Source organism: Phyllobacterium trifolii (assembly GCF_014192095.1).
In the GTDB taxonomy this organism is placed as follows: Bacteria; Pseudomonadota; Alphaproteobacteria; order Rhizobiales; family Rhizobiaceae; genus Phyllobacterium; species Phyllobacterium trifolii.
Genome location: NZ_JACHXN010000024.1, coordinates 1 through 25,287 on the forward strand (window position 1 = coordinate 1; position 25,287 = coordinate 25,287).

At 57.7% G+C, this 25,287-nt stretch carries 21 protein-coding genes; 16 read left to right on the forward strand and 5 right to left on the reverse strand.

All coding sequences use genetic code 11. The annotated features are described in order from the left end of the window. Positions 1–148: 148 nt before the first annotated feature. Positions 149–1,315: a dihydrodipicolinate synthase family protein gene (locus FHS21_RS25330; protein WP_183664754.1), complete on the reverse strand. Its 1,167-nt coding sequence runs from the start codon at positions 1,313–1,315 to the stop codon at positions 149–151. 172 nt (positions 1,316–1,487) lie between these two features. Here FHS21_RS25330 and FHS21_RS25335 point away from each other — a divergent pair, with 172 nt between their 5' ends. From FHS21_RS25335 to FHS21_RS25390, 12 genes are all read left to right on the forward strand, one after another. After that, positions 1,488–2,525 (forward strand): LacI family DNA-binding transcriptional regulator, encoded by a 1,038-nt coding sequence (locus FHS21_RS25335; RefSeq protein WP_112531902.1) that lies wholly within the window; start codon positions 1,488–1,490, stop codon positions 2,523–2,525. Then, positions 2,522–3,523 carry a Gfo/Idh/MocA family protein gene (locus FHS21_RS25340; protein ID WP_183664756.1) on the forward strand — a complete coding sequence of 334 codons (1,002 nt, stop codon included), beginning with the start codon at positions 2,522–2,524 and terminating at the stop codon, positions 3,521–3,523. The genes FHS21_RS25335 and FHS21_RS25340 overlap by 4 nt, the downstream gene beginning before the upstream one ends. A gap of 15 nt (positions 3,524–3,538) precedes the next feature. Beyond that, entirely contained in the window at positions 3,539–5,140 is a 1,602-nt protein-coding gene (locus FHS21_RS25345; RefSeq protein WP_112531904.1) for an acyl CoA:acetate/3-ketoacid CoA transferase, read from the forward strand. Further along, positions 5,133–5,912 carry an enoyl-CoA hydratase/isomerase family protein gene (locus tag FHS21_RS25350; protein WP_183664759.1) on the forward strand — a complete coding sequence of 260 codons (780 nt, stop codon included), beginning with the start codon at positions 5,133–5,135 and terminating at the stop codon, positions 5,910–5,912. Before FHS21_RS25345 ends, FHS21_RS25350 begins: the two co-directional genes overlap by 8 nt. Further along, complete coding sequence (locus tag FHS21_RS25355; RefSeq protein ID WP_183664761.1) at positions 5,912–7,420, forward strand: aldehyde dehydrogenase family protein; 1,509 nt, start codon at positions 5,912–5,914, stop codon at positions 7,418–7,420. Before FHS21_RS25350 ends, FHS21_RS25355 begins: the two co-directional genes overlap by 1 nt. A gap of 107 nt (positions 7,421–7,527) precedes the next feature. Further along, a complete protein-coding gene (locus FHS21_RS25360; RefSeq protein ID WP_112531907.1) occupies positions 7,528–8,775 on the forward strand; it encodes an ABC transporter substrate-binding protein in 1,248 nt (415 codons plus the stop codon). A 91-nt stretch (positions 8,776–8,866) separates the two neighbouring features. Further along, positions 8,867–9,745 (forward strand): carbohydrate ABC transporter permease, encoded by an 879-nt coding sequence (locus FHS21_RS25365; RefSeq protein ID WP_112531908.1) that lies wholly within the window; start codon positions 8,867–8,869, stop codon positions 9,743–9,745. Next, positions 9,742–10,623, forward strand: a complete 882-nt coding sequence (locus tag FHS21_RS25370) for a carbohydrate ABC transporter permease (RefSeq protein WP_112531909.1) — start codon at positions 9,742–9,744, stop codon at positions 10,621–10,623. The genes FHS21_RS25365 and FHS21_RS25370 overlap by 4 nt, the downstream gene beginning before the upstream one ends. 4 nt (positions 10,624–10,627) lie before the next feature. Beyond that, complete coding sequence (locus FHS21_RS25375) at positions 10,628–11,746, forward strand: ABC transporter ATP-binding protein (RefSeq protein WP_183664762.1); 1,119 nt, start codon at positions 10,628–10,630, stop codon at positions 11,744–11,746. 16 nt (positions 11,747–11,762) lie between these two features. Then, positions 11,763–13,292, forward strand: coding sequence for a GMC oxidoreductase (locus FHS21_RS25380; protein WP_112531911.1), 1,530 nt, complete (start codon positions 11,763–11,765; stop codon positions 13,290–13,292). Further along, positions 13,292–14,056 carry a 3-ketoacyl-ACP reductase gene (locus FHS21_RS25385; protein ID WP_183664764.1) on the forward strand — a complete coding sequence of 255 codons (765 nt, stop codon included), beginning with the start codon at positions 13,292–13,294 and terminating at the stop codon, positions 14,054–14,056. The genes FHS21_RS25380 and FHS21_RS25385 overlap by 1 nt, the downstream gene beginning before the upstream one ends. 69 nt (positions 14,057–14,125) lie before the next feature. Continuing rightward, positions 14,126–15,781: a GMC family oxidoreductase gene (locus tag FHS21_RS25390; RefSeq protein WP_112531913.1), complete on the forward strand. Its 1,656-nt coding sequence runs from the start codon at positions 14,126–14,128 to the stop codon at positions 15,779–15,781. A gap of 142 nt (positions 15,782–15,923) precedes the next feature. On the opposite strand, the gene FHS21_RS25395 is transcribed toward FHS21_RS25390, so the two are convergent. Continuing rightward, positions 15,924–16,178, reverse strand: a complete 255-nt coding sequence (locus tag FHS21_RS25395) for a DUF982 domain-containing protein (protein WP_112531917.1) — start codon at positions 16,176–16,178, stop codon at positions 15,924–15,926. A 289-nt stretch (positions 16,179–16,467) separates the two neighbouring features. On the opposite strand from FHS21_RS25395, the gene FHS21_RS25400 reads away from it, so the two are divergent. Further along, positions 16,468–17,457, forward strand: coding sequence for a substrate-binding domain-containing protein (locus tag FHS21_RS25400; protein WP_112531914.1), 990 nt, complete (start codon positions 16,468–16,470; stop codon positions 17,455–17,457). Positions 17,458–17,781: 324 nt separating this feature from the next. Continuing rightward, complete coding sequence (locus FHS21_RS25405; protein WP_112531915.1) at positions 17,782–18,747, forward strand: LysR family transcriptional regulator; 966 nt, start codon at positions 17,782–17,784, stop codon at positions 18,745–18,747. On the opposite strand, the gene FHS21_RS25410 is transcribed toward FHS21_RS25405, so the two are convergent. Both FHS21_RS25410 and FHS21_RS25415 read right to left on the reverse strand, forming a co-directional pair. After that, positions 18,720–19,931, reverse strand: coding sequence for an MFS transporter (locus tag FHS21_RS25410; protein WP_112531918.1), 1,212 nt, complete (start codon positions 19,929–19,931; stop codon positions 18,720–18,722). The genes FHS21_RS25405 and FHS21_RS25410 overlap by 28 nt on opposite strands. 285 nt (positions 19,932–20,216) lie before the next feature. Continuing rightward, a complete protein-coding gene (locus FHS21_RS25415; protein ID WP_112531916.1) occupies positions 20,217–20,819 on the reverse strand; it encodes a transglutaminase-like cysteine peptidase in 603 nt (200 codons plus the stop codon). 754 nt (positions 20,820–21,573) lie between these two features. On the opposite strand from FHS21_RS25415, the gene FHS21_RS25420 reads away from it, so the two are divergent. Next, positions 21,574–22,473, forward strand: coding sequence for a hypothetical protein (locus tag FHS21_RS25420; RefSeq protein WP_183664768.1), 900 nt, complete (start codon positions 21,574–21,576; stop codon positions 22,471–22,473). 416 nt (positions 22,474–22,889) lie between these two features. Here the strand turns inward: FHS21_RS25420 and FHS21_RS31265 are convergent, their stop codons facing one another. Beyond that, a complete protein-coding gene (locus tag FHS21_RS31265; protein WP_281386158.1) occupies positions 22,890–23,012 on the reverse strand; it encodes a hypothetical protein in 123 nt (40 codons plus the stop codon). A 173-nt stretch (positions 23,013–23,185) separates the two neighbouring features. Between FHS21_RS31265 and FHS21_RS25425 the strand changes: the two genes are divergently transcribed. Next, positions 23,186–25,243, forward strand: coding sequence for an ATP-dependent helicase (locus tag FHS21_RS25425; protein WP_183664770.1), 2,058 nt, complete (start codon positions 23,186–23,188; stop codon positions 25,241–25,243). Positions 25,244–25,287 lie beyond the last annotated feature (44 nt).

A 25,287-nucleotide genomic window follows, 5' to 3' on the forward strand; every position in this document is an offset into this window, starting at 1 on the left:
GCCATCTGGCACCCCAGTTGAAGATCGAGAACGAAAAGGAAAAGCCCCAGACCGTCAACTACGATGAGCTGGTCAAGAGCTGGAGCAAGTAAGTTCCACGCGTTTTGGTGGGGGGAGGGGTGGCGCTTCGGCGCCGCCCCTTTTTCGTTCATCGCAACCCGTAGACCTGCAGCAGGCTCGTCATCCGGTTCACAGCAAGCTCGGGCTTGTCCAGGACGTTGGCCTGATCGGCCAGCCGGAAGATATCCGCGTAGTGGACGATGCCGCGGGCGGACTGCATGCCGGCCGGCATGGTGAAGTGGCTTTGATGGCCGTTGAGCCAGGCGAGGAATACCACCCCGGCCTTGTAATATTGAGTAGGCGCTTCGAAAATCTTGCGCGACAGCGGTACGGTCGGCTCGATGACGTCGCGAAAGGCATACGTTTCCCCTTTCGCAAGATGCGCCAAGGCCTTGGACGCCGAGGGCGCAACCGCATCGAAAATGCCCAGCAGCGCATGGCTGTAGCGTTCGCCGTCTCCTTCGATCAGTTCGGCATAGTTGAAATCATCGCCGGTGAAGCAGAGGACACCCTCCGGCAGCCGCTTGCGCAATTCGATTTCTTTGGCGTTGTCCAGCAGCGAAATCTTGATGCCTTCGACCTTGTCTTTGTTATCACTAATGATCGCGAGCACCGTCTCAAGTGCCTGTTCGAAGGAGGGTGAACCCCAGTATCCCGCGAGCTGCGGGTCGAACATGTCTCCAAGCCAATGCAGGACGACCTTGTTGCCGGTCTGGCGCAGGATCTCGCCATAGACCATACGGTAGTCGTCCGCGGTACGGGCAACGCGGGCCAGCGCACGGCTCGCCATCATTACGGCACGTCCGCCTTCGGCTTCGACGAACCCGATCTGAGTCTCATAGGCATCGATCACGTCGTGGAGGCTCCTGGCGTCCTCCGGGGCCAGTTGATCGGTACCGGCGCCGCAGGCAAGATCCGCTCCGTCAACAGTTCGCGCCTCGGCCAGCGACCGGCGGATCAGTTCGCGCGCTCCTGCCCAATCAACGCCCATGCCGCGCTGTGCCGTATCCATTGCTTCGGCAATCTTGAAACCAAGCGACCAAAGGTGATGGCGAAATGCTATGGTTGCATCCCAATCGATTGCAGGAGCGCCCCAAGGCTGAGCGTCCCGCAACGGATCGGACACCACATGAGCGGCCGCATAGGCAATCCGGTTGAATGTTGGAGGGCTTGAAGGCACGGCAATCGGAACGCCGCTCAAAACGTAATCGGCGGTAGTCTCACTTCCATTCGGCAATAGAATTTTGAGGGTCATTCTGCATTGCTCCCAGATCAAGCGGTCTCTTTTAATTTGGAACGTTCCAAAAAACAAGCGGCAATTTAGTGACACCAGTAATCGATAATATCCCATAATGACGGCTTGTCGCAATAAAACGCTTGACGAATTTGGAACGTTCCAATTATATGAAGGCCATGGAGGATTTTCGTTGAACAAAACCCGGACCAGCATTGTGGATATTGCGCACGCCGCTGGCGTGTCGAAATCCACTGTCTCGTTGGTCCTGCAGGGCAGTCCGCTCGTCAATGAAAAAACCCGCGAAAAGGTCAATGCGCTGATCGGCGATCTTGGCTACGTCTATAATCGCGGCGCCGCCAACCTGCGGCAGTCGAGGTCGAAGATCATCGGCATCGTCGTCAATGATCTCACCAACAGTTTCTTTGCCGAGCTTGCTGTCGGTATGGATATGATGGTCCAGTCTGCGGGCTACGTGCAGTTCCTGGCTCACAGCGGCGAGAGTGTCGATCGACAGCGCGAAGTCATTTCCTCTATGCGCGAGAATGGGATTGCCGGGCTGATCCTGTCGCCGGCGCGTGGCACGGAAGCCAGTGATATCAAGCCGCTCGCCGATAGCGGCATTCCCGTGGTGCTGGTCGTGCGCAATGTGCCAGGCGCGAAAGTCTCGACGCTTCTTTCCGACAACTATGCCGGCGCCAAGGCTGCCATCCGCCATCTGATCTCGCTGGGCCATCGTCGGATCGCCTTCATGGGCGGCTTTGCCGATACAGCGGTTTTTGGCGAGCGGCTGCGCGGCTATCGCGATGCGCTGGCTGAGGCGAATATCCCGATCAACGAAAAATTTGTGATCCACTCCGCGCCATCGCGTGCCGGCGGTGTCGCTGCGGTCGAACGCATGATGGATTTTGCCGAGCGCCCGACCTCCGCCCTCTGCCTTAATGATGCGGTGGCTTTTGGCGTTTGCGACGGCCTGCGTTCCAACAATATTGAGCCCGGCAAGGGCTTCGGCATTGTCGGTTTCGACGATGTGATCGAGGCGAAGACGGCCGTACCTGCGCTGACCACCGTTTCGGTCGATCCGCAGGGCATGGGACAACGGGCGGCGCAACTGGTCTTGAAACAGATCAATGCCGGACAAACAGATCCGGAATCCATTGTAACATCGGTGCGCCTTGTCGTGCGCCAAAGCTGCGGCGCGCCTGTAAAACAGTTGGAGGAGTTGGCATGACACGCTGGGGACTGATCGGCGCAAGCACGATTGCGCATGAGTGGGTAATCGATGCCACCCGCGCCAGTGGCGGCGAAATCGTCGCTGTGATGAGCACGAATGAGGAGCGCGGCAAAAAATATGCAGCGGAGCACAACATCCCGAAGTCAGTGACCTCGCTCGACGCGCTGGTCAGCGATCCAGGCGTCGACGCAGTCTATATTTCGACGACCAATGAATTGCACAAGGATCAGGTGCTGGCCGCTGCGAAGGCCGGCAAGCATATTCTGTGCGAGAAGCCGCTGGCGACGAGCCTTGCCGACGCCCACACCATGGTTGACGCCTGCCGCGCCGCCAACGTCGTTTTCGCTACCAATCACCATCTGCGCAATGCGGCCAGCCATACCGCGATGCGCGATGCGATTGCCGCTGGCAAGATCGGTACGCCACTCGCCGCCAAGGTGTTTCATGCGGTTTATCTGCCGCCGCATTTGCAGGGCTGGCGGCTTGATCGCCCGGAAGCCGGAGGCGGAGTTATCCTCGACATAACCGTGCACGACACGGATACGCTGCGCTACGTTCTTGGCGATGATCCTGTCGAGGCGACGGCATTCTCGCAGAAAAGCGGTTTGGCCAAGGCGGGCCTCGAGGATGCGGTCATGGGCGTCATGCGTTTCAAGTCGGGATTGATAGCCCTCTTCCATGATGGGTTCACAACCAAATACTCCCAGACCGGCTTCGAGGTGCATGGCACCGAAGGTTCGCTCGTCGGCCTTGATGTGATGTCGCAAAAGCCGATCGGCACGGTTACTCTTCGCAATAAAGACGGTGAGACTGAGCTGAAGCTCGATCAGAAAAACCTCTACGAAAACGGCATCGCCAAGTTCCATGCCGCCATGGCAGGCAAGGGCAAGCCGGCAGCCAGTGGCGAAGATGGCTTGTGGTCGCTGGCCGCCGGCCTCGCTGTCGCTGAAGCGGCAAAGACCGGCACTGCCCAACCGATCAATCCGGGCCTCTGAGAAAACGAATACAATATGAACAAGCACATTACCCCCGAAGAGGCTGCGAACCTCATTCCCGACGAAGCGATCGTTTCGGTCTCGTCTTCGAGCGGTCTCGGCTGTCCGGATCTGATGTTGAAGGCCATCGGCGCTCGCTTCGATGCGACTGGTCATCCGCGCAATCTGACGACCCTGCATCCAATCGCTGCGGGGGATATGAGCGGCATCAAGGGTGTCGATCACATCGCCAAAAAGGGCTTGCTCAAGAAGATCATCGGCGGCTCCTATCCGTCCGGCCCGTCCAGCGCCGAACCTCCACTGATCTGGCAGATGATCGGCAATGATGAGGTAGCGGCCTACAATATTCCTTCCGGCATTCTCTTCGACATGCACCGTGAAGCGGCGGCGAAGCGCCCGGGCGTTTTCACAAAGGTCGGGCTCGATACTTTTGTCGACCCGGACCGGCAGGGCTGTGCCATGAACGCTGCCGCCGCCGAGGAACCGGTCGTTCGCAAGATCGAGTTCGGCGGCGAAGAGTGGCTGTTCTTCAAGCCGATCATTCCGCAAGTCGCGATCATTCGCGCCACCACAGCTGATGAGCGCGGCAATCTCACCTACGAACATGAAGGCGCCTATCTCGGCGGCTTCGATCAGGCGCTGGCGGTACGCAACAATGGCGGCATCGTCATTGCGCAGGTGAAACGCATCACCAAGAGCGGCTCGCTGAAGCCGCACGATGTCCGCGTGCCGGGCATCCTTGTTGACTACGTCGTCGTCGATCCCGACCAGAAGCAGACAACGCAAACGCTCTACGATCCGGCCATCTCCGGCGAGATTTTCCATCCACTGGAAGATTTCGCGCTCCCGGATTTCAATATCCAGAAAGTCATTGCGCGCCGGGTCGCAACCGAGCTTGAAGCTGGCAGTGCCGTCAATCTGGGTTTTGGTATTTCCGCAAATGTTCCGCGCATTCTGCTTGAGGAAGGTTTGCACGGGGCGGTCACCTGGGTGATCGAGCAGGGACCTGTCGGCGGCATTCCGCTCCTTGATTTCGCGTTCGGCTGCGCTTCGAACGCGGAAGCCTTTGTCCCGTCGCCGCACCAGTTCACCTATTTCCAGGGCGCGGGTTTTGATGCCTCGCTGCTGTCGTTCCTCGAGATCGACAAGTCCGGCTCGGTCAACGTGTCGAAGCTGAGCTTCCGTCCACATGTGACCGCAGGGGCAGGCGGTTTTGTCGATATCACCGCAAGGGCGCGCAAGATCGTGTTCTCCGGCATGTTCAATGCCGGCGCGAAAGTACATGTCGAGGATGGTAAGCTCGTCATCGAGAAGGAAGGCAAGCTGAAGAAGCTTGTCACGCAAGTCGAGCACGTCACTTTCTCCGGCCGTCGCGCCGTCGAGCAAGGTCAGGACATCACCTATGTCACGGAACGTTGCGTCATGGTCCTGAGGCCGGAGGGCGTGGTCCTGACCGAAATCGCGCCAGGCGTGAACCTCCAGACCCACATTCTCGATCAGTCAGAATTTCCACTGGTTGTTGCCCGCGACCTCAAGCTGATGGACGCGCATCTGTTCGTGCCGGAGCCTTTTGGCCTGAAATTGCCGCAGAAACCGCAAAGGACGCTCCATGGCTGATCCGCGCATCGACATCGCCTTCGCAGGTCCTATCGCCACGATTACCGTGTCGCGGCCGGAAAAGCTCAATGCCTTCGATCTCGACATGTTGAAGGACTTGAGCGCCGCTTGCGATGCAGTGGAGGCCAACGCGCAAGTGCGGGTTGCGATCCTCACCGGCGCCGGCAAGGCATTTTCTGCAGGCGGCGATATCAAGGCTTGGGCAGCGATGACGCCGAATGAGTTCGGCCATGCCTGGGTGCGTTTCGGCCACCGCGTCTTCGAACGGCTGGCGACGCTCCGTGTACCGCTGATCGCAGCCCTTAACGGCCATGCGCTGGGCGGCGGCCTCGAATTGGCTGCTGCTGCGGATATCCGTATCGCTGAAACACAGATCAAGCTTGGGCTGCCGGAAACCGGTCTTGGCATGGTGCCGGGCTGGTCCGGTACACAGCGGCTGGTCCGGCGTTTTGGCGCGCAAGTGGTTCGCCGCATGACCCTTGGCGGCGAGATTTTCACCGCCGGCGAAGCACAGGTGCTCGGCCTCGTCGACCATGTGGTCGAAACCGGTACCGCGGTTTCCACGGCGCAAGTCTATGCGGAACGCATCGCCAAGCGCGGCCCGGCTGCCGTGGAGGTGGCAAAACTGATGATCGCTTCAGCCAATGGCGAAGACAATGGAACGGCGGTCGAGGCGCTTGGCTCGATCCTCGTCGCAAAAACTGCGGACCTCAAGGAAGGTGTTTCGGCCTTTGCTGAAAAGCGTGAGCCTGTGTTCAAGGGAGAATGGTAATGACAGTTCTGGTACGGCCTCAGGCACTCGACAATTTCAAGGTGCGCGAATTCCAGATGCTGATCGACGGCCGATGGACCGACGGTGCGGAAGGCGGAGTCATCGAGCGCAAGAGCCCCGGTCATGGCGTTGTCGTTTCACGCTACCAGGCAGGAACCAAAGCCGATGCCGAGCGCGCCATTGCTGCCGCACGCCACGCGTTCGACAATGGGCCGTGGTCGCGCATGACCGGCGCGGAGCGTTCGAATATCATCCTCAAAGCCGCCGATCTCATCGCAGCGCGCTCCGACGAACTTGCCTATCTTGACTGTATCGAATCCGGCAAACCAATCAGCCAGGCCAAGGCCGAACTCGGTGGCGCCGTCGATATCTGGCGCTACGCGGCTGCACTTGGCCGCGACTTGCATGGCGAAAGCTATAACACGCTTGGAGATGCAACACTGGGTGTCGTCCTGCGCGAGGCGATCGGTGTCGTTTCGATCATAACGCCCTGGAATTTCCCGTTGCTTATCGTAAGCCAGAAGTTACCCTTCGCACTCGCCGCCGGGTGCACAGCCGTGGTGAAACCATCTGAGCTGACATCCGGCTCGACGCTGGTGCTCGGCGAAATCCTCATGGAAGCCGGCGTTCCGGCTGGCGTGGTCAATATTGTCGTCGGAACGGGCGCCGAAGTTGGTGCGCCGATGACCACGCACCCGGATGTCGACATGGTCTCGTTCACGGGCTCGACCCTTGTCGGCAAGCTGACCATGGCAAATGCCGCCCAGACCCTGAAAAAGGTCTCGCTCGAACTCGGCGGCAAGAACCCGCAGATCGTGTTTCCAGATGCCAATCTCGACGATTTCATCGATGCGGCGGTGTTCGGCGCCTATTTTAACGCAGGCGAATGCTGCAATGCCGGATCCCGCCTGATCGTTCACCGCGATATTGCCGATGAAGTCGAACAGCGCGTCGCGGCGCTTTCCGCCAACGTCAGGGTTGGCGATCCACTCGATCCGCGCACCAAGGTTGGCGCGATCATCACGCCGGAGCACCTCGCCAAGGTCGGCGCCTATGTCCGCAACGCCGCTTCCGCGGGAGCGAATGTCAGCCACGGCGGTGAAGCGCTCGATCTCGGCATGGGACAATTCATGGCACCGACGATCCTTTCGGCAGTCCAGCCGGAGATGGCCGTGGCGCGGGAAGAGGTATTCGGACCGGTACTGTCTGTGCTAACATTCGACACGCTGGAGGACGCTGTCCGTATCGCGAATTCCATCGATTATGGACTGTCCGCTGGCGTCTGGAGCCGCGACTTCGATACCTGCATGACAATCGGCCGTCAGGTACGTGCTGGAACTATCTGGATGAACACCTTCATGGACGGTGCGTCGGAACTGCCTTTCGGCGGATACAAGCAATCCGGGCTCGGCCGTGAACTCGGCAGGCACGCGGTCGAGGACTATACGGAAACCAAAACTTTGAACATGCACATGGGTAGGCGGAAAGTAGTATGGTCAGGAGATTAAATCGATTGTAATAGCCTTTCTGCCTATTGTATGAATGCCCCAGACCTAAGGGCACCTTCGGTCGGACATGTTAGATTTTATCTCTTTTTTCTCGTGGGAGGACTGTTATGAAAAAGCTGATGAATACTGTTGCCGCTGCAGCAATGCTGCTCGGTACAGCAACGATGGCCCGTGCGGCCGAAAACGTCGAGGTCCTGCATTGGTGGACCTCCGGCGGTGAAGCGACGGCGCTGGAAGTGCTCAAGAAGGATCTGGAATCCAAGGGCATCACCTGGTCCGACATGCCGGTTTCCGGTGGTGGCGGTACGGAAGCGATGACCGTTCTGCGTGCCCGTGTTACCGCCGGTAATCCGCCGACGGCCGTACAGATGCTCGGTTTCGACATCACCGACTGGGCGAAACAGGGTGCTCTCGGCAACCTCGATGAAGTCGCTGCCAAGGAAAAATGGGATGACGTGATCCCGACCGCCTTGCAGAAGTTCTCGAAATATGACGGCCACTGGATCGCTGCACCGGTCAACGTGCATTCGACCAACTGGATCTGGATCAACAAGGCGGCCCTCGACAAGGCTGGTGGCAAGGAGCCTGCGAATTGGGATGAGCTGATCGCTCTTCTCGACAACTTCAAGGCGCAGGGCATCACTCCCATCGCCCATGGTGGCGTGCCGTGGCAGGACGCAACGATCTTTGATGCTGTCGTCCTTTCTCTCGGCAACGACTTCTACAAGTCGGCGTTCATCGACCTTGATCCCGCTGCCCTTGGCAGCGACAAGATGAAGGAAGCCTTCGACCGCATGACCAAGCTGCGTACCTATGTGGATGACAACTTCTCCGGTCGCGACTGGAATCTTGCTTCCGCAATGGTCATCGAAAACAAGGCAGGTCTGCAGTTCATGGGCGACTGGGCCAAGGGCGAATTCATCAAGGCTGGCAAAGTACCAGGCAAGGATTTCGTCTGCATGCGCTTCCCGGGTACTCAGGGTTCGGTAACGTTCAACTCCGACCAGTTCGCCATGTTCAAGGTCAGTGAAGCACAGCTCAAGCCGCAGCTCGTCATGGCATCGGCCATCGAAAGCCCGACCTTCCAGTCGGCGTTCAATGTCGTAAAGGGTTCTGCTCCCGCTCGTACGGACGTTCCGGACACGGCTTTTGACGATTGCGGCAAGAAGGCCATCAAGGATCTTGCTGAAGCCAACAAGGCTGGCACGCTCTTTGGATCCATGGCCCATGGTCATGCCAATCCGGCAGCAGTCAAGAACGCGATCTACGACGTTGTGACCCGTGAATTCAACGGCGATCTGACGTCGGAAGAAGCAGTCAAGGAACTCGTTGCCGCTGTTGCTGCTGCGAAATAAGTCACGTGTTTCTGTCCGGGGCCATATCGCCCCGGACAGGTTCCCGCGATGCTTCGCGGCAATATAAGATTACACATCGAGGGGTGAGGCTATGGATACCCGCAGCCGCATACAGGACCTGATACCGAAACTGGTATTGGGACCGAGTTTTTTGATCGTCCTGATTTTCGTCTACGGCTTCATCGCCTATACCGGCATCCTGTCTTTCACCGATAGCAAGATGCTGCCATCCTACGGCTTTGTCGGGTTTGATAACTACCGTAGGCTCTGGGCGCTGCCGCATTGGTGGCGCGCGATCACCAATCTCGGTATTTTCGCCTCGCTCTACATTATCATCTGCACAGTGATTGGCCTCGGTCTTGCCATCCTGCTCGACCAGAAGATCCGTATCGAAGGCCTCCTGCGCCCGATTTATCTCTACCCGATGGCACTTTCCTTCATCGTCACCGGTGTTGCGTGGAAGTGGTTTCTTGATCCGGGCATCGGTCTTGAAAATACCATGCACCAATGGGGCTGGGAAAGTTTTCACTTCAACTGGATCAAGGACTCCAAAATGGCGATCTATACGGTGGTCATTGCCGCCGTCTGGCAATCCTCCGGCTTCGTCATGGCAATGTTCCTTGCGGGTCTGCGCGGTGTCGACAATGAAATCATCAAGGCGGCGCAAATCGACGGCGCTTCGACCGGCACGATCTATCGCCGCATCATCATTCCGCTGATGCGCCCGGTCTTCCTCTCGGCCTTCGTCGTGCTCGCCCACCTTGCCATCAAGGCTTATGATCTTGTCATCGCCCTCACCGGCGGCGGACCGGGCCAGGCCACCGAATTGCCCGCGACCTTCATGTATTCCTATACTTTCACCCGCAATTCCATGGGCATCGGCGCGTCTTCAGCCATCATCATGCTGATCATGATCTTCTCGATCATCGTTCCCTATCTCTACTCAGAAATCAGAGGGGGCAGCAAATGAGTGCCCAGAGCCCGGATAATGCTATCTCCGGTGGCAAGCTGACACGCGTTCTCATCTACGCGGCGCTGTTTCTTTTCGCCTTCTATTACCTGCTGCCGCTCTACGTCATGCTGGTCAATTCGCTGAAACCGCTGGAAGAAATCCGCCAAGGCGGCATGCTGTCGCCTCCACGCGAATGGACAATTCAACCTTGGCTCACAGCCTGGTCCACAGCACAGATCGGCGTGCAGCCGACAGGCCTCAGGCCCTATTTCATCAATTCAATCCTCATGGTTGTGCCCGCGGTCGCCATCTCCACGGTTGTCGGTGCGCTCAATGGATATGTCTTGACCAAATGGAAGTTCCGCGGCTCCAATCTGATGTTCGGCATGCTGCTGCTCGGCTGTTTCATTCCGTTCCAGATCGTGCTCATTCCCATGGCGCGCATGCTCGGGTTGCTCGGCATGGCTGGGACGATCCAGGGCCTGATCCTCGTCCATATCGTCTATGGCCTTGGCTTCACCACGCTCTACTTCCGCAACTATTATGAGGCGTTTCCGACCGAACTCGTCCGCGCAGCGCAGATCGACGGCGCGAGCTTCTTCCAGATATTCCGCCGCATTCTATTGCCCTCATCGGGGCCGATCATCGTCGTGTCCGTCATTTGGCAGTTCACCAATATCTGGAACGACTTCCTGTTCGGTGCCTCCTTCTCCGGTTTCTCAAGCACGCCCATGACGGTTGCGCTCAACAATCTCGTCAATTCGTCGACAGGTGTGAAGGAATACAACGTGCATTTCGCTGGCGCCATTCTCGCGGCGCTGCCAACTCTCATCGTCTACATCGTTTCCGGACGCTATTTCGTCCGCGGCCTCATGTCCGGTGCCGTGAAGGGATAAATCAATGTCATTTCTCCAGATCAAAGACCTGCATAAATCCTACGGCAATGTGCCGATCCTCAAGGATATCAATATCGAGATTGATGAGGGTGGCTTCCTCGTGCTGGTCGGTCCTTCCGGCTGCGGCAAGTCCACCTTGCTCAACACCATCGCCGGCCTGGAACCGATCACCTCGGGCGATATTTCCATCAAGGGCAAGTCGATCAACGGACTGCATCCCTCCAAGCGCGATATCGCCATGGTGTTTCAGTCCTATGCGCTCTATCCGAATATGACCGTTGGCGGCAACATCGCCTTCGGCATGGAAATTCGCGGCGTTCCGAAGCCGGAGCGCGAAAAGGCCATCAAGCAGGTTGCCGACATGCTGCAGATCGGCCATCTGCTCGACCGCAAGCCGAGCCAGCTTTCCGGCGGCCAGCGCCAGCGCGTCGCCATGGGCCGGGCGCTTGTGCGCAACCCGCAGGTGTTCCTGTTCGACGAACCGCTCTCCAATCTCGATGCCAAGCTGCGCGTCGACATGCGCACGGAAATCAAGCGGCTGCACCAGCGCATGAAGACGACGATCGTCTATGTGACGCACGACCAGATCGAGGCGATGACGCTGGCCAGCAAGATCGCGGTTCTGAAGGATGGCGTGCTGCAACAGTTCGGCACCCCGGCGGAAATCTACAACAACCCGACCAATCTGTTCGTTGCCGATTTCATGGGGTCACCGGCAATGAACCTGCTCAAGGCCAAGATTGAAGGCAGCGCATCGGATCTGCATGTCGTGCTCGAAAGGCCGGATGCGGCTCCACTACGCCTGCCGATCAAGAACACCAACAGCGCTCTCGTCGGATATGCCGGCAAGGATGTCATCTTCGGCATTCGCCCCGAAGCGCTGACTGATCCGGACGGCGCGGACCGCAATGCGGGGTCGCTGGTTGAAGGAGAATGCCTGATCGAAGTGGTCGAGCCCGCAGGTTCGGATACTTTCGCGGTGACGAAGCTTGGCGGCAAAGAGGTCGTTGCCCGCCTGCGCGCCGATGCGCAGATTGTTCCCGGGGCGAAAACACAGCTCGCCTTCAACCTGGACAAGGCCGTATTCTTCGATCCGCAATCGCAACTGCGTATCGGCGCCTGAATCGCATGAACGGTCAATGCGCATGAGCCAGGAGATACAACCGGCCACAGCCGCAGATATCGTGATCATTGGCTCAGGCATCGGCGGCGCGACAATGGCGGCAGGACTTGCCGCCTCGGGTGCGGATATTCTCATCCTCGAAGCCGGGGATCATCTGCCCGATCGTCCCGAGAATCGCGATCCCCGGGCGATCTTTCAGCGCGGCTTCTTCCGCCCGATGGAAAACTGGTACGACGAGACCGGCAGCGCCTTCAACCCCGGGAACTATTACAATGTGGGCGGCAATTCGAAATTCTACGGGGCGGTGCTGACGCGCTATCGCTCCGAGGATTTCGAGGAGATGCAGCATCTCGAAGGCGTGTCGCCTGCCTGGCCCTTTCCTTATGAGGAACTGGAGCCTTGGTATGGCAGGGCCGAGGCTTTGTTTCAGGTTCGCGGCAAGTTGGGTGAAGACCCGACCGAACCGCTTCATTCGACACCCTATGATTTTCCCCCGGTTCCTGACGAAGCACCCATCGCTGCCTTGCGGGAGCGGCTGAAGACGGCGGGTGTTCACCCATCCACCCTGCCGCTCGGTGTCGATATCGATACGTGGCTGTCGCACGGCAAAACACCATGGGATGCGCATCCAAACAGTTTCAACGGCAAGATGGATGCCGAGACCACAGCTTTGGCATCCGCGCTCAAATATGAGAATGTCAGATTGCAGACCAATTCTAGGGTCACCCGGCTGCAAACTGCGCCCGACGGCACGGCCATCGCCGCGGTGCACTACGATAAAGACGGCAAAAGCTACGTCATAAAGCCCAAGCTTGTCGTGCTTTCTGCCGGTGCCGTCCAGTCCGCCGTGCTGCTCCTGCGTTCCGCCGATGGAGCCAATCCGGCCGGGCTCGCCAATCGTTCCGATCAGGTAGGGCGCAATTTCATGAACCACAATCTCTCTGCGGTCATCGGCTTCGATCCACGTTTCAGGAACGATTCCGTCTATCAGAAAACCTTTGGTTTCAATGATTTCTACCTGTCCGACGGCAAGGGCGGTGCGCCACTCGGCAATGCTCAACTGCTCGGGCGCATAAGCGGGCCGGTGCTTAAATCCGACTTGAAGCTTGTGCCCGAATGGGTCCTTGATCGCTTTTGTGCCCACACGGTGGATTTTCTTGCCATGAGCGAAGATGTGCCAAAGCCGGACAGCCGTGTCCGCATCGATGGCGACAGGATCATCCTTGAATGGATCCGCAGCAATTGGCCGGCGCATCAAAAGCTGGTTGCGCAGATCAAGTCGGTCCTGCGCTCGGCCGGTTTTCCGCTGGTTCTCTCCAAGGCCTTCGACCGCAAGACCCCGTCGCACCAATGCGGCACCGTCCGCATGGGTGACGACCCGAGACACGCGCCGCTCGACATCTATTGCCGCGCCTATGAGCACCCGAACCTGTTCGTGGTCGATGCGGCGTTCCTGCCAACCTCGGCCGCCGTCAATCCGGCACTGACCATTGCTGCGCAGGCATTGCGTGTGGCGGATCATATCGTGTCGAAGGAGCTTGCGTGATGAAACCCGTCGCTCTCGTCACCGGGGCACGCCGCGGCATCGGGCTTGGCATAGCCAAGGCTCTGGCGTCGAAGGGCTTCGACCTAGCCATCACCGATATCGTCGATGACACCGCCAGCCAATCGGCAATCAAGGCGCTCGAGAAGCTCGGTGCCAAGGCCGTGTTTATCCAGTCGGATATAGCTGACCTTTTAAACCAAGGCCCGACAGTCGAGGCCGCTATCGCGAAGTTCGGCCACATCGACTGCCTCGTCAACAATGCCGGTATCGGCTCAAAGGTTCGCGGAGACTTCCTCGATCTTGAGCCAGCTAACTATAACGCGATTTTCGACATCAATCTGCGCGGTACCGTGTTTTTCACGCAGGCGCTATTAAAAGTGATGCTGGCGCAGAAGCCGACATCCCGACCACGTTCGATCATCAACATCACGTCGGTTTCCGCCGGGATGACTTCGCCGGAACGGCTCGATTACTGCATGACCAAAGCGGCGCTGGCTGCCTTCACCCAGGGCCTCGCGCTGCGTCTGGCGGATCAGGGCATCAGCGTCTTCGATGTGCGTCCCGGCATCATACGCTCCGACATGACCGCGGTTGCTGCGGCGAAATATGACAAGCTGATCGCCGAAGGCCTGGTGCCGATGAAGCGCTGGGGCGAGCCGGAAGATCTCGGCCGCATCGTCGCGGCGCTCGCCAGCGGCGATTTCAACTTTGCCACCGGCTCCGTCATCAACGCCGATGGCGCCCTTTCGATAAGCAGGCTTTAGAGCAATTGCAGGAAAAGTGGGAAGCGGTTTTCCGCCCCAAATTGCTTAAAAACAAAGAGTTAGACGACCATGACCTATGACTACATCATCACCGGCGCGGGTCCTGCGGGTTGCGTCCTCGCCAATCGCCTCAGTGAAGATCCGGCGATTTCCGTGCTGCTGCTGGAAGCAGGTGGCGGCGATTGGAACCCGCTGTTCCATATGCCCGCCGGTTTCGCTAAGATGACCAAGGGCGTCGCCAGCTGGGGCTGGGAAACCGTGCCGCAGAAGCACATGAAAAATCGCGTGCTTCGCTATACGCAGGCCAAAGTCATTGGTGGCGGGTCGAGCATCAATGCGCAGCTTTACACGCGCGGAAATGCAACCGACTACGATTTGTGGGCGAGCGAGGATGGCTGCAAGGGCTGGAGCTACCGCGATGTCCTGCCCTATTTCAAGCGCGCCGAAGATAATCAGCGTTTTGCCGACGATTATCATTCCTATGGCGGGCCGCTGGGTGTCTCCATGCCTGCGGCCACGTTACCGATCTGCGATGCCTATATCCGCGCCGGTCAGGAGCTGGGCATACCCTATAATCATGATTTCAACGGCAAGACGCAAGGCGGTGTCGGTTTCTACCAGCTGACCCAGCGGGATCGCCGCCGGTCGTCCGCGTCGATGGCATACCTTGCACCCATAAAAGATCGCAAGAACCTGACGGTCCGCACGGGCGTGCCGGTGTCCAGAATCATTGTCGAGGGCAAACGTGCAATTGGCGTCGAGATCATCAACAACAATGCGCGCGAAATCATCCGCGCCAACCGCGAGGTTCTGGTGAGTTCCGGCGCAATAGGCTCGCCAAAGCTCCTGCTGCAATCGGGCATAGGCCCCGCCGATCATCTGAAAAGCGTCGGCGTGCCTGTCGTGCATGATCTGCCGGGCGTCGGCGAGAACATGCAGGATCACCTTGATCTGTTCGTCATCTGCGAATGCACCGGCGATCACACCTATGATGGTGTGGCCAAGCTGCACAGAACCCTGTGGGCCGGACTGCAATATGTGCTGTTCCGCTCTGGTCCCGTCGCATCCAGCCTGTTCGAGACCGGCGGGTTCTGGTACGCCGATGACAAAGCCCGCTCGCCCGATATCCAGTTTCATCTCGGTCTCGGTTCCGGCATCGAGGCAGGTGTCGAACGGCTGAAGAATGCCGGCGTCACGTTGAATTCGGCTTATCTGCATCCCCGTTCGCGCGGCACCGTTCGCCTGCATTCGCTGGACCCATCCGCCGCGCCGCTGATCGATCCGAACTATTGGAGCGATCCGCATGATCGAAAGATGTCGATCGAGGGTCTGAAGCTTGCCAGGGAAATCATGCAGCAGGCCGCGTTGAAACCATTCGTCATGGCGGAGCGTCTGCCCGGACCAAAATACAATACCGACGAGGAACTGTTCGACTATGGCTGCGCCAATGCCAAGACCGACCATCATCCGGTCGGTACGTGCAAGATGGGCACCGACGCCATGGCCGTCGTCGATCTCGAGCTGAAAGTCCGGGGGCTTGAAGGTCTGCGTGTCTGCGACAGTTCGGTGATACCGCGCGTCCCGTCCTGCAACACCAACGCTCCGACAATCATGATGGGTGAAAAAGGTGCGGATATCATTCGTGAAATGACACCGCTGCCTCCAGCGATCTTCTCCAATGAGATGAATGAGAAACGCCCGCGGGCGCGGGCAGACATTCGCTGAGGGCTCCACTTACCCTCCCCCTTGTGGGGAGGGAGGCTGCGTAGCAGCAGGGAGGGGTTCTTTTGCAACGTAAGAAAGCCCCCTCCTGTCACTTCGCTCCGCCCTCGCCACAAGGGGAGGGTAAAGCGGCACCCTAAACATCTCAATGCAGTCTGGTATCCAGGAATACGCCAGCTTCGCGCGCGGCACTGATAAAGGCATGGCGCGCTTTATGAGCGGGCTTCCAGCCATCAAGCGCATCAAGGCAGGCTTGCAAAGCCCGGCGATAGCTCGGTCCTTTCTTTGTGGGCCAATAACTTCGCAGGCATTCGATCGCTTCCCAAACGCTGGAGACTGCTCGTTGACCGGCAGCTCCAAGAGTGATCATAACCGGGATGGGAAAACGCTTGTCGTTCATCACTTCCTCCATAAATGTCGGACAGTTTGGCAGCAGTTTTGCGCCGCTCAGCCAACCATAGAAATGAGTCCGGTATGAGTCCGGTTCCATGACATTTCGAAGAAATATTTTTGAATGACTGATTGCTCAAAGCAGGCCTCGGATCGCCAGTCATCTGTTTTTTAGATGACCCCAAACAATCTATGTATTGGATAGGCGCCGGAACTCACACTACCTTTCGGATTCGCGGATCTGGTCGAAATAACATCAGGCTTTTCCGCTCTGAACAACAAGCAATCGGAAACCTGGAATGACTCGCAAAAAACTTACGATAGCCACGACCGACTATGATCACTTTCGCGATTTCCGTACTGGCGCTGTGAAAGCCGAGGGACTGGACCTGAACTGGTTGACCCTGGGTCACCACGAGATTTTCGCGCGGTTCACCTTCAATCGCGAATGGGACATCAGCGAGCTTTCGTTTGCCAAGTTCATGGCGCAGATCAGCCGGCCTGACAGCGACATCATTGGCTTGCCGGTCATCTGCTCTCGCCTGTTCCGTTTCAGTTCGTTTTATGTCAACAAGAACAGCGGCATCAAGACGGTCGAAGACTTGCGCGGGAAGCGCATCGGCTCGCCGGAATGGGCACATTCCGCGGCCGTTTATATGCGCGGCTGGATGCACAATGATTGCGGTGTCAAACTGCAGGACGTTCATTGGTATCAGGCCGGGGCAAACGCACCCGGGCGCATCGAGAAGGTCGATCTCGACTTGCCGGAAGGTGTCAAGCTGACACGCGTCGGCGACAAATCCCTTTCGGAGATGCTCGCCTCCGGCGAGATCGATTGCGCTATCATCGCCCGGCCGCCCACCTGTTTCCTCGAAGGAGATCCCAATATCGAACGGTTGTTTCCAGATTACCTGGAGATGGAGGAGGAATACTACGAGCGTACGCGCATCTGGCCGATCATGCACATCATCGCGCTCAAGAGACATCTGCTCGATGACAACCCATGGATCGCCCGCAACCTTTACAATGCCTTCGAGGAGTCGAAAAACCGCAGCCTCGAACGTCTGCTCGATCCTGCCGTCTCGCGCTATCCATTGCCGTGGCTTGCCACCTATGCCCGCCGTATGCGCACGCTTTTCGATGGCGATACATTTCCCTTCGGTATCGAAAAGAACCGGGCAACCTTCGAACAGATGATGCTCTATACCTATCAGCAGGGTATCGCCCAACGGCACATGACTCCCGAAGAGATATTTCCCGAAGGCATCATGACCAGGATTGTCATCTGATTCCTGGAGCCCTTGTCTTTACCTGGGACGCGCCTCCCTCTCCGTCATCCTCGGGCTTGACCCGAGGACCCATTGGGATGCTCAAATCATAGCGCTGCGTTCTTGTTTCTTCAAGAAAATGTGGGTCCTCGGGTCAAGCCCGAGGATGACGGAGAGGTCGGGGACGGAATGAAGCAGAGGTGGCGGAGGCGTGTATGTTTCAAACCTGAAACATTCTAATAAGGCTCTATCCTCCGCGAGTTGTATTCCCCTATGGAGGCGTTCTTCCGCATGACCTGACCCTGCCGGCATGGTAAGACGGGCTCGTGCAGAGGAGAAAAATCGGTGAGGGTTCGTCAGCTTGAATCATTCGTTTGTGTTTGTGAGAGCGGAAGCATCACGCAGGCCGCGGCCATATTGAATATAGTCCAGCCGGCGCTTGGCTCGCAGATTACTGCGCTTGAGCAGGAGCTCGGTGTGCAATTGCTGGATCGCAGCCCAAGGGGCATCACGACAACGCCTGCGGGCCAGTATTTTCTCGAAGAAGCCAGGGACCTGCTGGGACGGTTCGCGACGATCAAGAAGAACATAAAGACCTTCAACAACCCGGAGCCAGGGCATCTGTCGATCGGACTGACAGCCAGCCTCTCCATGCTGCTCGCTGCCCCGCTGGCGCAGGAATTCAACCGGCAGAACCTGGCCGCCAAAGTCCATATCATCGAAGATATCAGCCACAATCTGCCGGAGCGGATTGCCAAGGGCGAGATTGATCTGGCGTTGGCGTTCGACATTGCTTCGCATAAGGCGGTCAATTGCACGCCAGTCCTCACCGAATCGCTTTTCTTCGTCACCGGTCCGGCAACGGAATTCAACAAGCAGGGGCCAATCGATCTCGCCGAACTTTCCAGAGCGACTTTCGTGATCTCCACCGAAAAGAGCCATATCATCCAGCTTGTCAAACAGGCGATGGAGCAGCTGCACTTGCCACTCGATGTCACCTATCAGATTGAATCGAAACAGGCGATCAAAGGACTGATAGCGCAAGGCACCGCCTCTGCGCTTCTGCCCTATGGCGTCGTCGCGCGGGAGGTGGAGGCCGGTGCGCTGATTGCGCGCAAGATCGCCAATCCACCGCTCACACGCACGCTTTTTCTATTGCAACCTTCGGGTTACCCCATCTCCGGCCATGCGGAGGCCGCACTGAAGATTATCGAAAAGTTCATTGCCCATCTCGCCGATAACATTGCCTTCGAGCTCGTTGAACCTGCCGACGAACAGCGGCTCTATCGCGGACGCACCATCCAGCCGTAGAGCGCGCCGAGGCCAAGCATCAGGCAGGTGCCGAGGAAGACTGCGCGCATGCCGAAATGCCCGCCAACGAACCCGCCGGCAAGCGGGCCGATTACCTGCCCGGCATATTGCGAAGAGGTGGCATAGCCGAGAATAGTGCCGGAGACGCGGTCGGGAACATTGTGGCGGATAACGCTGGTGATGCAGGGCAGAAGCCCGCCGAGCGAAAGCCCCATCAGGAAGCGCAAAACGACAAGCTGCCACCCCTCGGTTACGAATGCTTGCGGGATCAACAGGAGCGCCGATACACCAAGCGCCGCAACGATGACGTTCCAATGGCCGATGCGGTCAGCGAGCTTGCCGAGACGCGATGCTGAAAGGATGCTTCCCAGCGCCGCCGCCGACATGACGATGCCGGCGACCATTGTGACATGGGAAGGATTGTCGACGAGTTGCGCCACATAGACCGTGATGATCGGTTCGATCGACATATTGGCGAGCATCAGCAGCATGCCTGCGAGCAGCATCACGATGATTGGCCGCTTGTCGGGAATGGCCGACCAGCCACCGCCCAGTTTGCCAGTCTTCGACTTTGCCGGGCGCCATTCTTCCTTGATGAAAAAACTCGTCGCCAGAAAGGTGATGAAAATGACACCTCCAGCCAGCCAGAAGGTCTGGCGGATGCCGATCAAAGGCGGCAGCGCACCGCCGATCAGCGGGCCGACAAGATTGCCGGCCATGATGCCTGACGCAAGGGTCCCGAGTGCCCAGCCTGTTCGCGCTTTCGGCGTCTGTGTTGCCACCAGGACAGTGGAGCCCGATGCATAGCCGCCGAGCAGTCCGGTCAAAAGCCGCAGGAACACAAGCTGCCAGACATCGGTCGCCATGCCAATCAGCGACATGGCGACCGCCATGCCGAGACTGGCGCGGATGAGCATCAGTTTGCGTCCATAGAGATCGGCGAGACGCCCCCAAAGCGGCGCGACGAGCGCCGCTGTGAAAAATGTTGCGCCATAGGCAACACCCGACCATTGCACGATCGCAGCATGGTCTTTCACGCCAAGCTGTTCAACGTAGAGTGGCAGGAAAGGCAGGATCAGCGTCATCGCGACGATCGTCGTAAAAGAGCCAAGCAGGCAGACGACCAGGTTCTGCCGCCAGTAGAGCGACTCACTCGAGGAGCCGGATTCATCGATGTCAGTCATGCCGGGAATCAGATTTCCCACCTGAAGATTTTCCGATGGGCCTCTCATTGCAAGAGCGCGAATAGGTCACCAGTTTTTCACCTGACTGCGGCAATAGCAACATCTGGGAGAGCCAGGCGGCAACGCGCCGCACGATTTGTCGACGGCAAGCTTGATGTGAGGCGAAAATAAAACAAAAAGGCGCGTTTCTTACGCGGGTTGATCCGATTCCTATGCAAGATAGGTCGAATCCGGGGCAAGAATCTCGTCCTGCGGTTGAACTTTGGATGCAGGCGGTTGAGGCCGTTACTTCAGCCGCGCCGTAACGTCGATGGGTATTGCTTTGCCTATTCTGTCCCAGCCGGCCGATCTTTGCGATTGCCGCGCATAATAGCGATACGATGTGCTCGACCAGTCTCTGACCGAATTGGTGCGGTTATCGAGAATAAGGTCGCCGTCTGAAGTGCGAACAGTCAGCACCACATGGCCCTCATTGCTGAAGGGAAGACGGGCAACCGTAAGTAACAGTGATGCCGCTGGCCAGCCTCGTTTCAGGAGTTCGCGCTTCTTCAGGATGGCGAAATCTTCACAGTCTCCGGCTTTTGTCGGGATCGTCCAGAGGTCCTCGACACCATTGGTCTGCATGTCGCTCTGTTGCTTGATGCTCGAGTTGACGGTTGAGTTAACCGTTTGAAGTTGATGACGTTTATCCGCCGTCAACTGGACAATCCTGGCGCCTGAGCGGGTGTTGCAAAGGCTCGCGAAGCGCCCGCAAAAGGAGCGGAATGCCGGTGGGCCAAAGCCCTTGCCGTTGAGTTGCATTTCAGTGCCCCGCGCAAATGCCGGAGCTGAAATTGTGCTTCCAATTACTAATGCCGTCAAAACAAGCAGAGAATATTTGCGAATCATTCGACGCTCTCCCGCGAATTGCCAAACGCAGCTTGCGCGTTAACCCGTTAAAATCATGTTCTCGGCCTTGAAGTTTTACGTCGGTTATTAACATGCCGTGACGGCAGTAATTTCAGGGCCTGAGGCTGGGTACGTCGTCTTTGCCGCTACTGGCGAGGATTAACACTATCCTCTGGAACGATTGGGGCGGCTGATAATCCGCGACGGGATCAGGTTAAACAATACGGTATATTTTGAATCATTTCATTAATCTTTTTATAAGGCCCCTAAGCATCATTGTTAAATAGTAACCAAATAATAATTAGCTTACAGATTGGATAAGCAATAAAGCCATCAATGGCTAAGAAAAAAACGAAATGTTTTCCTAGTATGGTGAGTTGCTTGTAAAGTTAACTCTGAGGGAAACGTAAAATGCCTACAATAACAAACAAAATAAGCAAGGCAAAACGCGGTGGTTTACTCGCCGTTATGGCAATTTCCACTTTAGGATTAGTTTCGGCGACGTTTTCGAGCGCCCCAGCATATGCGCAAGCCAAACGCGCTCTTTTTGCCAGTGCAGCTCAATGTCGAGCACTTACTAACGATAACGCAGGGCTTTGCTGCTTTGCTCTCAACAGAAAACTGGTTCTTTCAAAGCAACAACTCGATATGTGTCCGCCGTTAACTACGGGGGCAATCACCACGACTTCAACTGCCGAGCGTTCGGGCGGCGATGGAACAGCTGGCCGCGGCAAGTCGGGCGGAAAATCTGGGAATGGCAATGCTGGCAGTGCCGGCGCGGGCGCGAGCGGTAATTCTGGCACAGGCGGTTCTGGCACAGGTGGTTCTGGCACAGGCGGTTCTGGCGCGGGCAGTTCTGGCGCGAGCGGTAATTCTGGCACAGGTGGTTCTGGCACAGGTGGTTCTGGCACAGGCGGTTCTGGCACAGGCGGTTCTGGCACAGGCGGTTCTGGCACAGGCGGTTCTGGCACAGGTGGTTCTGGCACAGGCGGCCCTGGCACTGGCGGGCCTGGCACTGGCGGCCCTGGCACTGGTGGGCCTGGCACTGGCGGACCTGGCACAGGCGGACCCGGCACTGGTGGCCCTGGCGGTCATCACGGCGGTGGCGGCCATCACGGCGGCGGTCATCACGGTGGTGGCGGCAACGGCGGTCATCACGGCGGCGGTCACGGCGGAAACGACGGGCACAACGGCCATGGAAATGGCGGCGGCCATCACGGCGGCGGTCATCACGGTGGCGGCGGCGACCACGGCGGTGGTGGCAACAACGGCGGTGACGGCAACAATGGCGGCGGCAACAATGGCGGCGGCAACAATGGCGGCGGCAACAATGGTCATGGCAACGGCGATCAGGATGCTCCCGGCAATTCGGGCGGCCACAACAACGGCGAGAACGGCGACCATTCCGGACAGGGTAATTCCGGTGGCGGAAACGGCGGCAACAATGGCGGTGGCAATAATGGTCATGGCAACGGCGATCAGGATGCTCCCGGCAATTCGGGCGGCCACAACAACGGCGAGAACGGCGACCATTCCGGACAGGGTAATTCCGGTGGCGGAAACGGCGGCAACAACGGCGGTGGCAATAATGGCGGCGGCAACAACGGTGGCGGGGGTAACGGCCAACGATAGGCCAAACTATCCGACTATATGAGGTTAAAATTCAAAGCAGGCTTCAAATCTTCGGAGCCTGTTTTGACATGAACGAGCTAAGCTTTCCTCTTGGGATTGGATGTCACCGACTGAACAACCAACCTGCAAAAAGCACCGCGACGGTTACTACGACGAAAAGCACCACGTAGGGTCGCATCGGCGTAAGATACGGATCATACTCGGCTTTTGGCGGGCCTTGGTCATCTGAATCCATTTCGGATCATATGCACTTTCATGGAAAAAAGGCCCGGCGGGGCTGGGGGATGGGCACCGGGCCTGCTGGGGTCAATCAGCCACGCCAGTCTGCACGGATATGGCAGTCGCTTCAATCAATCGCGGTTTGCTACTATTTCTTAGACAGTATCCAAAAGTATTGCGCTGAAGCTCTCGCGCACTCGTTTATTAATACAAGGTATTTTAGACAAAATTCGCGACGAGCGCTGCTACTATCACGCCAGTAATAAATATGCCGAGGTACCAGCCGAGGGAATTGTGAACTGCCCAGACATCTTCGTCGTCTTCGTCGAAATCATCGACCATGGTATCCTCCTTTCGGTGGCCAGAGCGATGTGGCTCGATCGCAGGGTAATAGCAGAACGCCTTGGTACGCCGATGGTTCATTCCGCCAAGGTTGACCTTCCCAACCAATTTCCGTGATGTTACGTTCACTCTCTGTTCGCGGCTGATTCGCGAGGCTGCCTGTTGGGGATCATATGAGCGCCGCCTATCTGGAAAAACTGAATACCGAGCAGCGACTGGCGGTGGAATATGGCGTAGGTCAGGTGGCCGGCCCGCTGCTGGTGATTGCAGGTGCCGGTTCGGGCAAAACCAATACGCTTGCGCATCGTGTCGCACATCTGATCGTAAACGGAGCTGATCCACGCCGGATTTTGCTGATGACGTTTTCACGCCGGGCCGCCTCCGAGATGTCCCGCCGCGTCGAGCGCATATGCGGTCAGGTGCTGGGTGCGAAGTCCGGAATTATGGTCGACGCTCTGGAATGGGCGGGTACATTCCATGGCATTGGCGCACGTCTCTTGCGTGAATATGCGGACCAGATAGGCCTCAGCCCGGATTTTACCATTCATGACCGCGAGGATTCTGCCGATCTGATGAATATCATCCGGCATGAACTGGGCTTTTCCAAAAAGGAAAGCAGATTCCCGACCAAAGGCACCTGTCTCGCTATTTATTCCCGCACCGTTAATTCAGAACGGCCGCTCGACGAAGTGCTCAAGGCCTCCTTTCCCTGGTGCGCTACCTGGGATGCCCAGCTGCGCCAGCTTTTCGCAGCCTATGTCGAAGCCAAGCAGAAACAGAACATTCTCGATTACGACGATTTATTGCTTTACTGGGCGCAAACCGCCAGTGTCTCAACGCTCGCCGACGATATGGGCGGCCGGTTCGACCATGTTTTGGTCGATGAATATCAGGACACGAACCGCCTGCAATCCTCGATCCTCCTGGCGCTGAAGCCGGGTGGACGGGGCCTTACCGTGGTTGGGGACGACGCACAGTCGATTTACTCGTTTCGCGCCGCCACAGTTCGTAACATCCTGGATTTCCCCAAGGCGTTCAGCCCATCCGCGGATATCATAACACTCGATAGAAACTACCGCTCCACGCAGACCATCCTTGCCGCTGCCAACGGTGTCATCGACCTTGCCTCGGAACGATTCACCAAGAACCTCTGGACGGAACGGCAATCGGCTGAACGGCCGCAACTTGTCAGTGTTCGCGACGAGACCGATCAGGCGCGTTATATCGTGGAACGCGTGCTGGAGAACCGCGAAACCGGAACCCTTTTAAAACAGCAGGCAGTGCTTTTTCGAACGTCGCATCACAGCGGGCCGCTGGAGGTAGAGCTGACACGCAGCAACATACCCTTCGTCAAATTCGGCGGGCTCAAATTCCTCGATAGCGCTCATATCAAGGATATGCTTGCAGTGCTGCGTTTTGCGCAGAATCCGCGCGACCGCGTGGCGGGTTTCCGGCTGATGCAGCTTTTGCCCGGTGTCGGACCGTCGTCCGCGCAACGTGTGCTGGACCAGATGGCGGAAAAAACCGATCCCATTGCAGCGCTCGCCGAGATCCCTGTACCGCCGCGCGCCGGCGAGGACTGGATGGGCTTTGTACAAACGCTGCAGCAGATCTGCGCAGGGAGGGCAGCGTGGCCGGCCGAGATCGAGCAGGCGCGGCTCTGGTACGAACCACATTTGGAACACATCCACGAAGATGCGTCGATGCGGCAAGCTGATCTGTTGCAATTGCAACAGATTGCAGCGGGTTATCCATCGCGGGAGCGATTCCTCACTGAATTGACGCTTGATCCGCCGGACGCGACCAGCGACCAGTCCGGCGTGCCGCTGCTTGACGAGGATTATCTGATTCTCTCGACTATCCACTCGGCCAAGGGCCAGGAGTGGAAATCCGTCTATATGCTCAATGTTGTCGATGGCTGCATGCCCTCCGACCTCGGCGTCGGTTCCACGGCAGAACTCGAAGAGGAACGGCGATTGCTTTACGTCGCCATGACACGGGCCAAGGACAATCTCCACCTTGTTGTGCCGCAGCGATTCTTTACCCACGGCCAGAATGCCCAGGGCGACCGGCATGTTTATGCTTCTCGGACGCGATTCATCCCGGCTACGCTATTGCAATATTTCGAATGCATCGCATGGCCTCTGGCACGGTCCAGTGCTGCCGGACAATCGGAGCAGCCAAAGATGCGCGTGGACATCGGAGCGCGTATGCGAGGAATGTGGCAATAGCGGGCGTCGAAAAGCTCGACCAGGAGGTCGCGACACATGGTGTA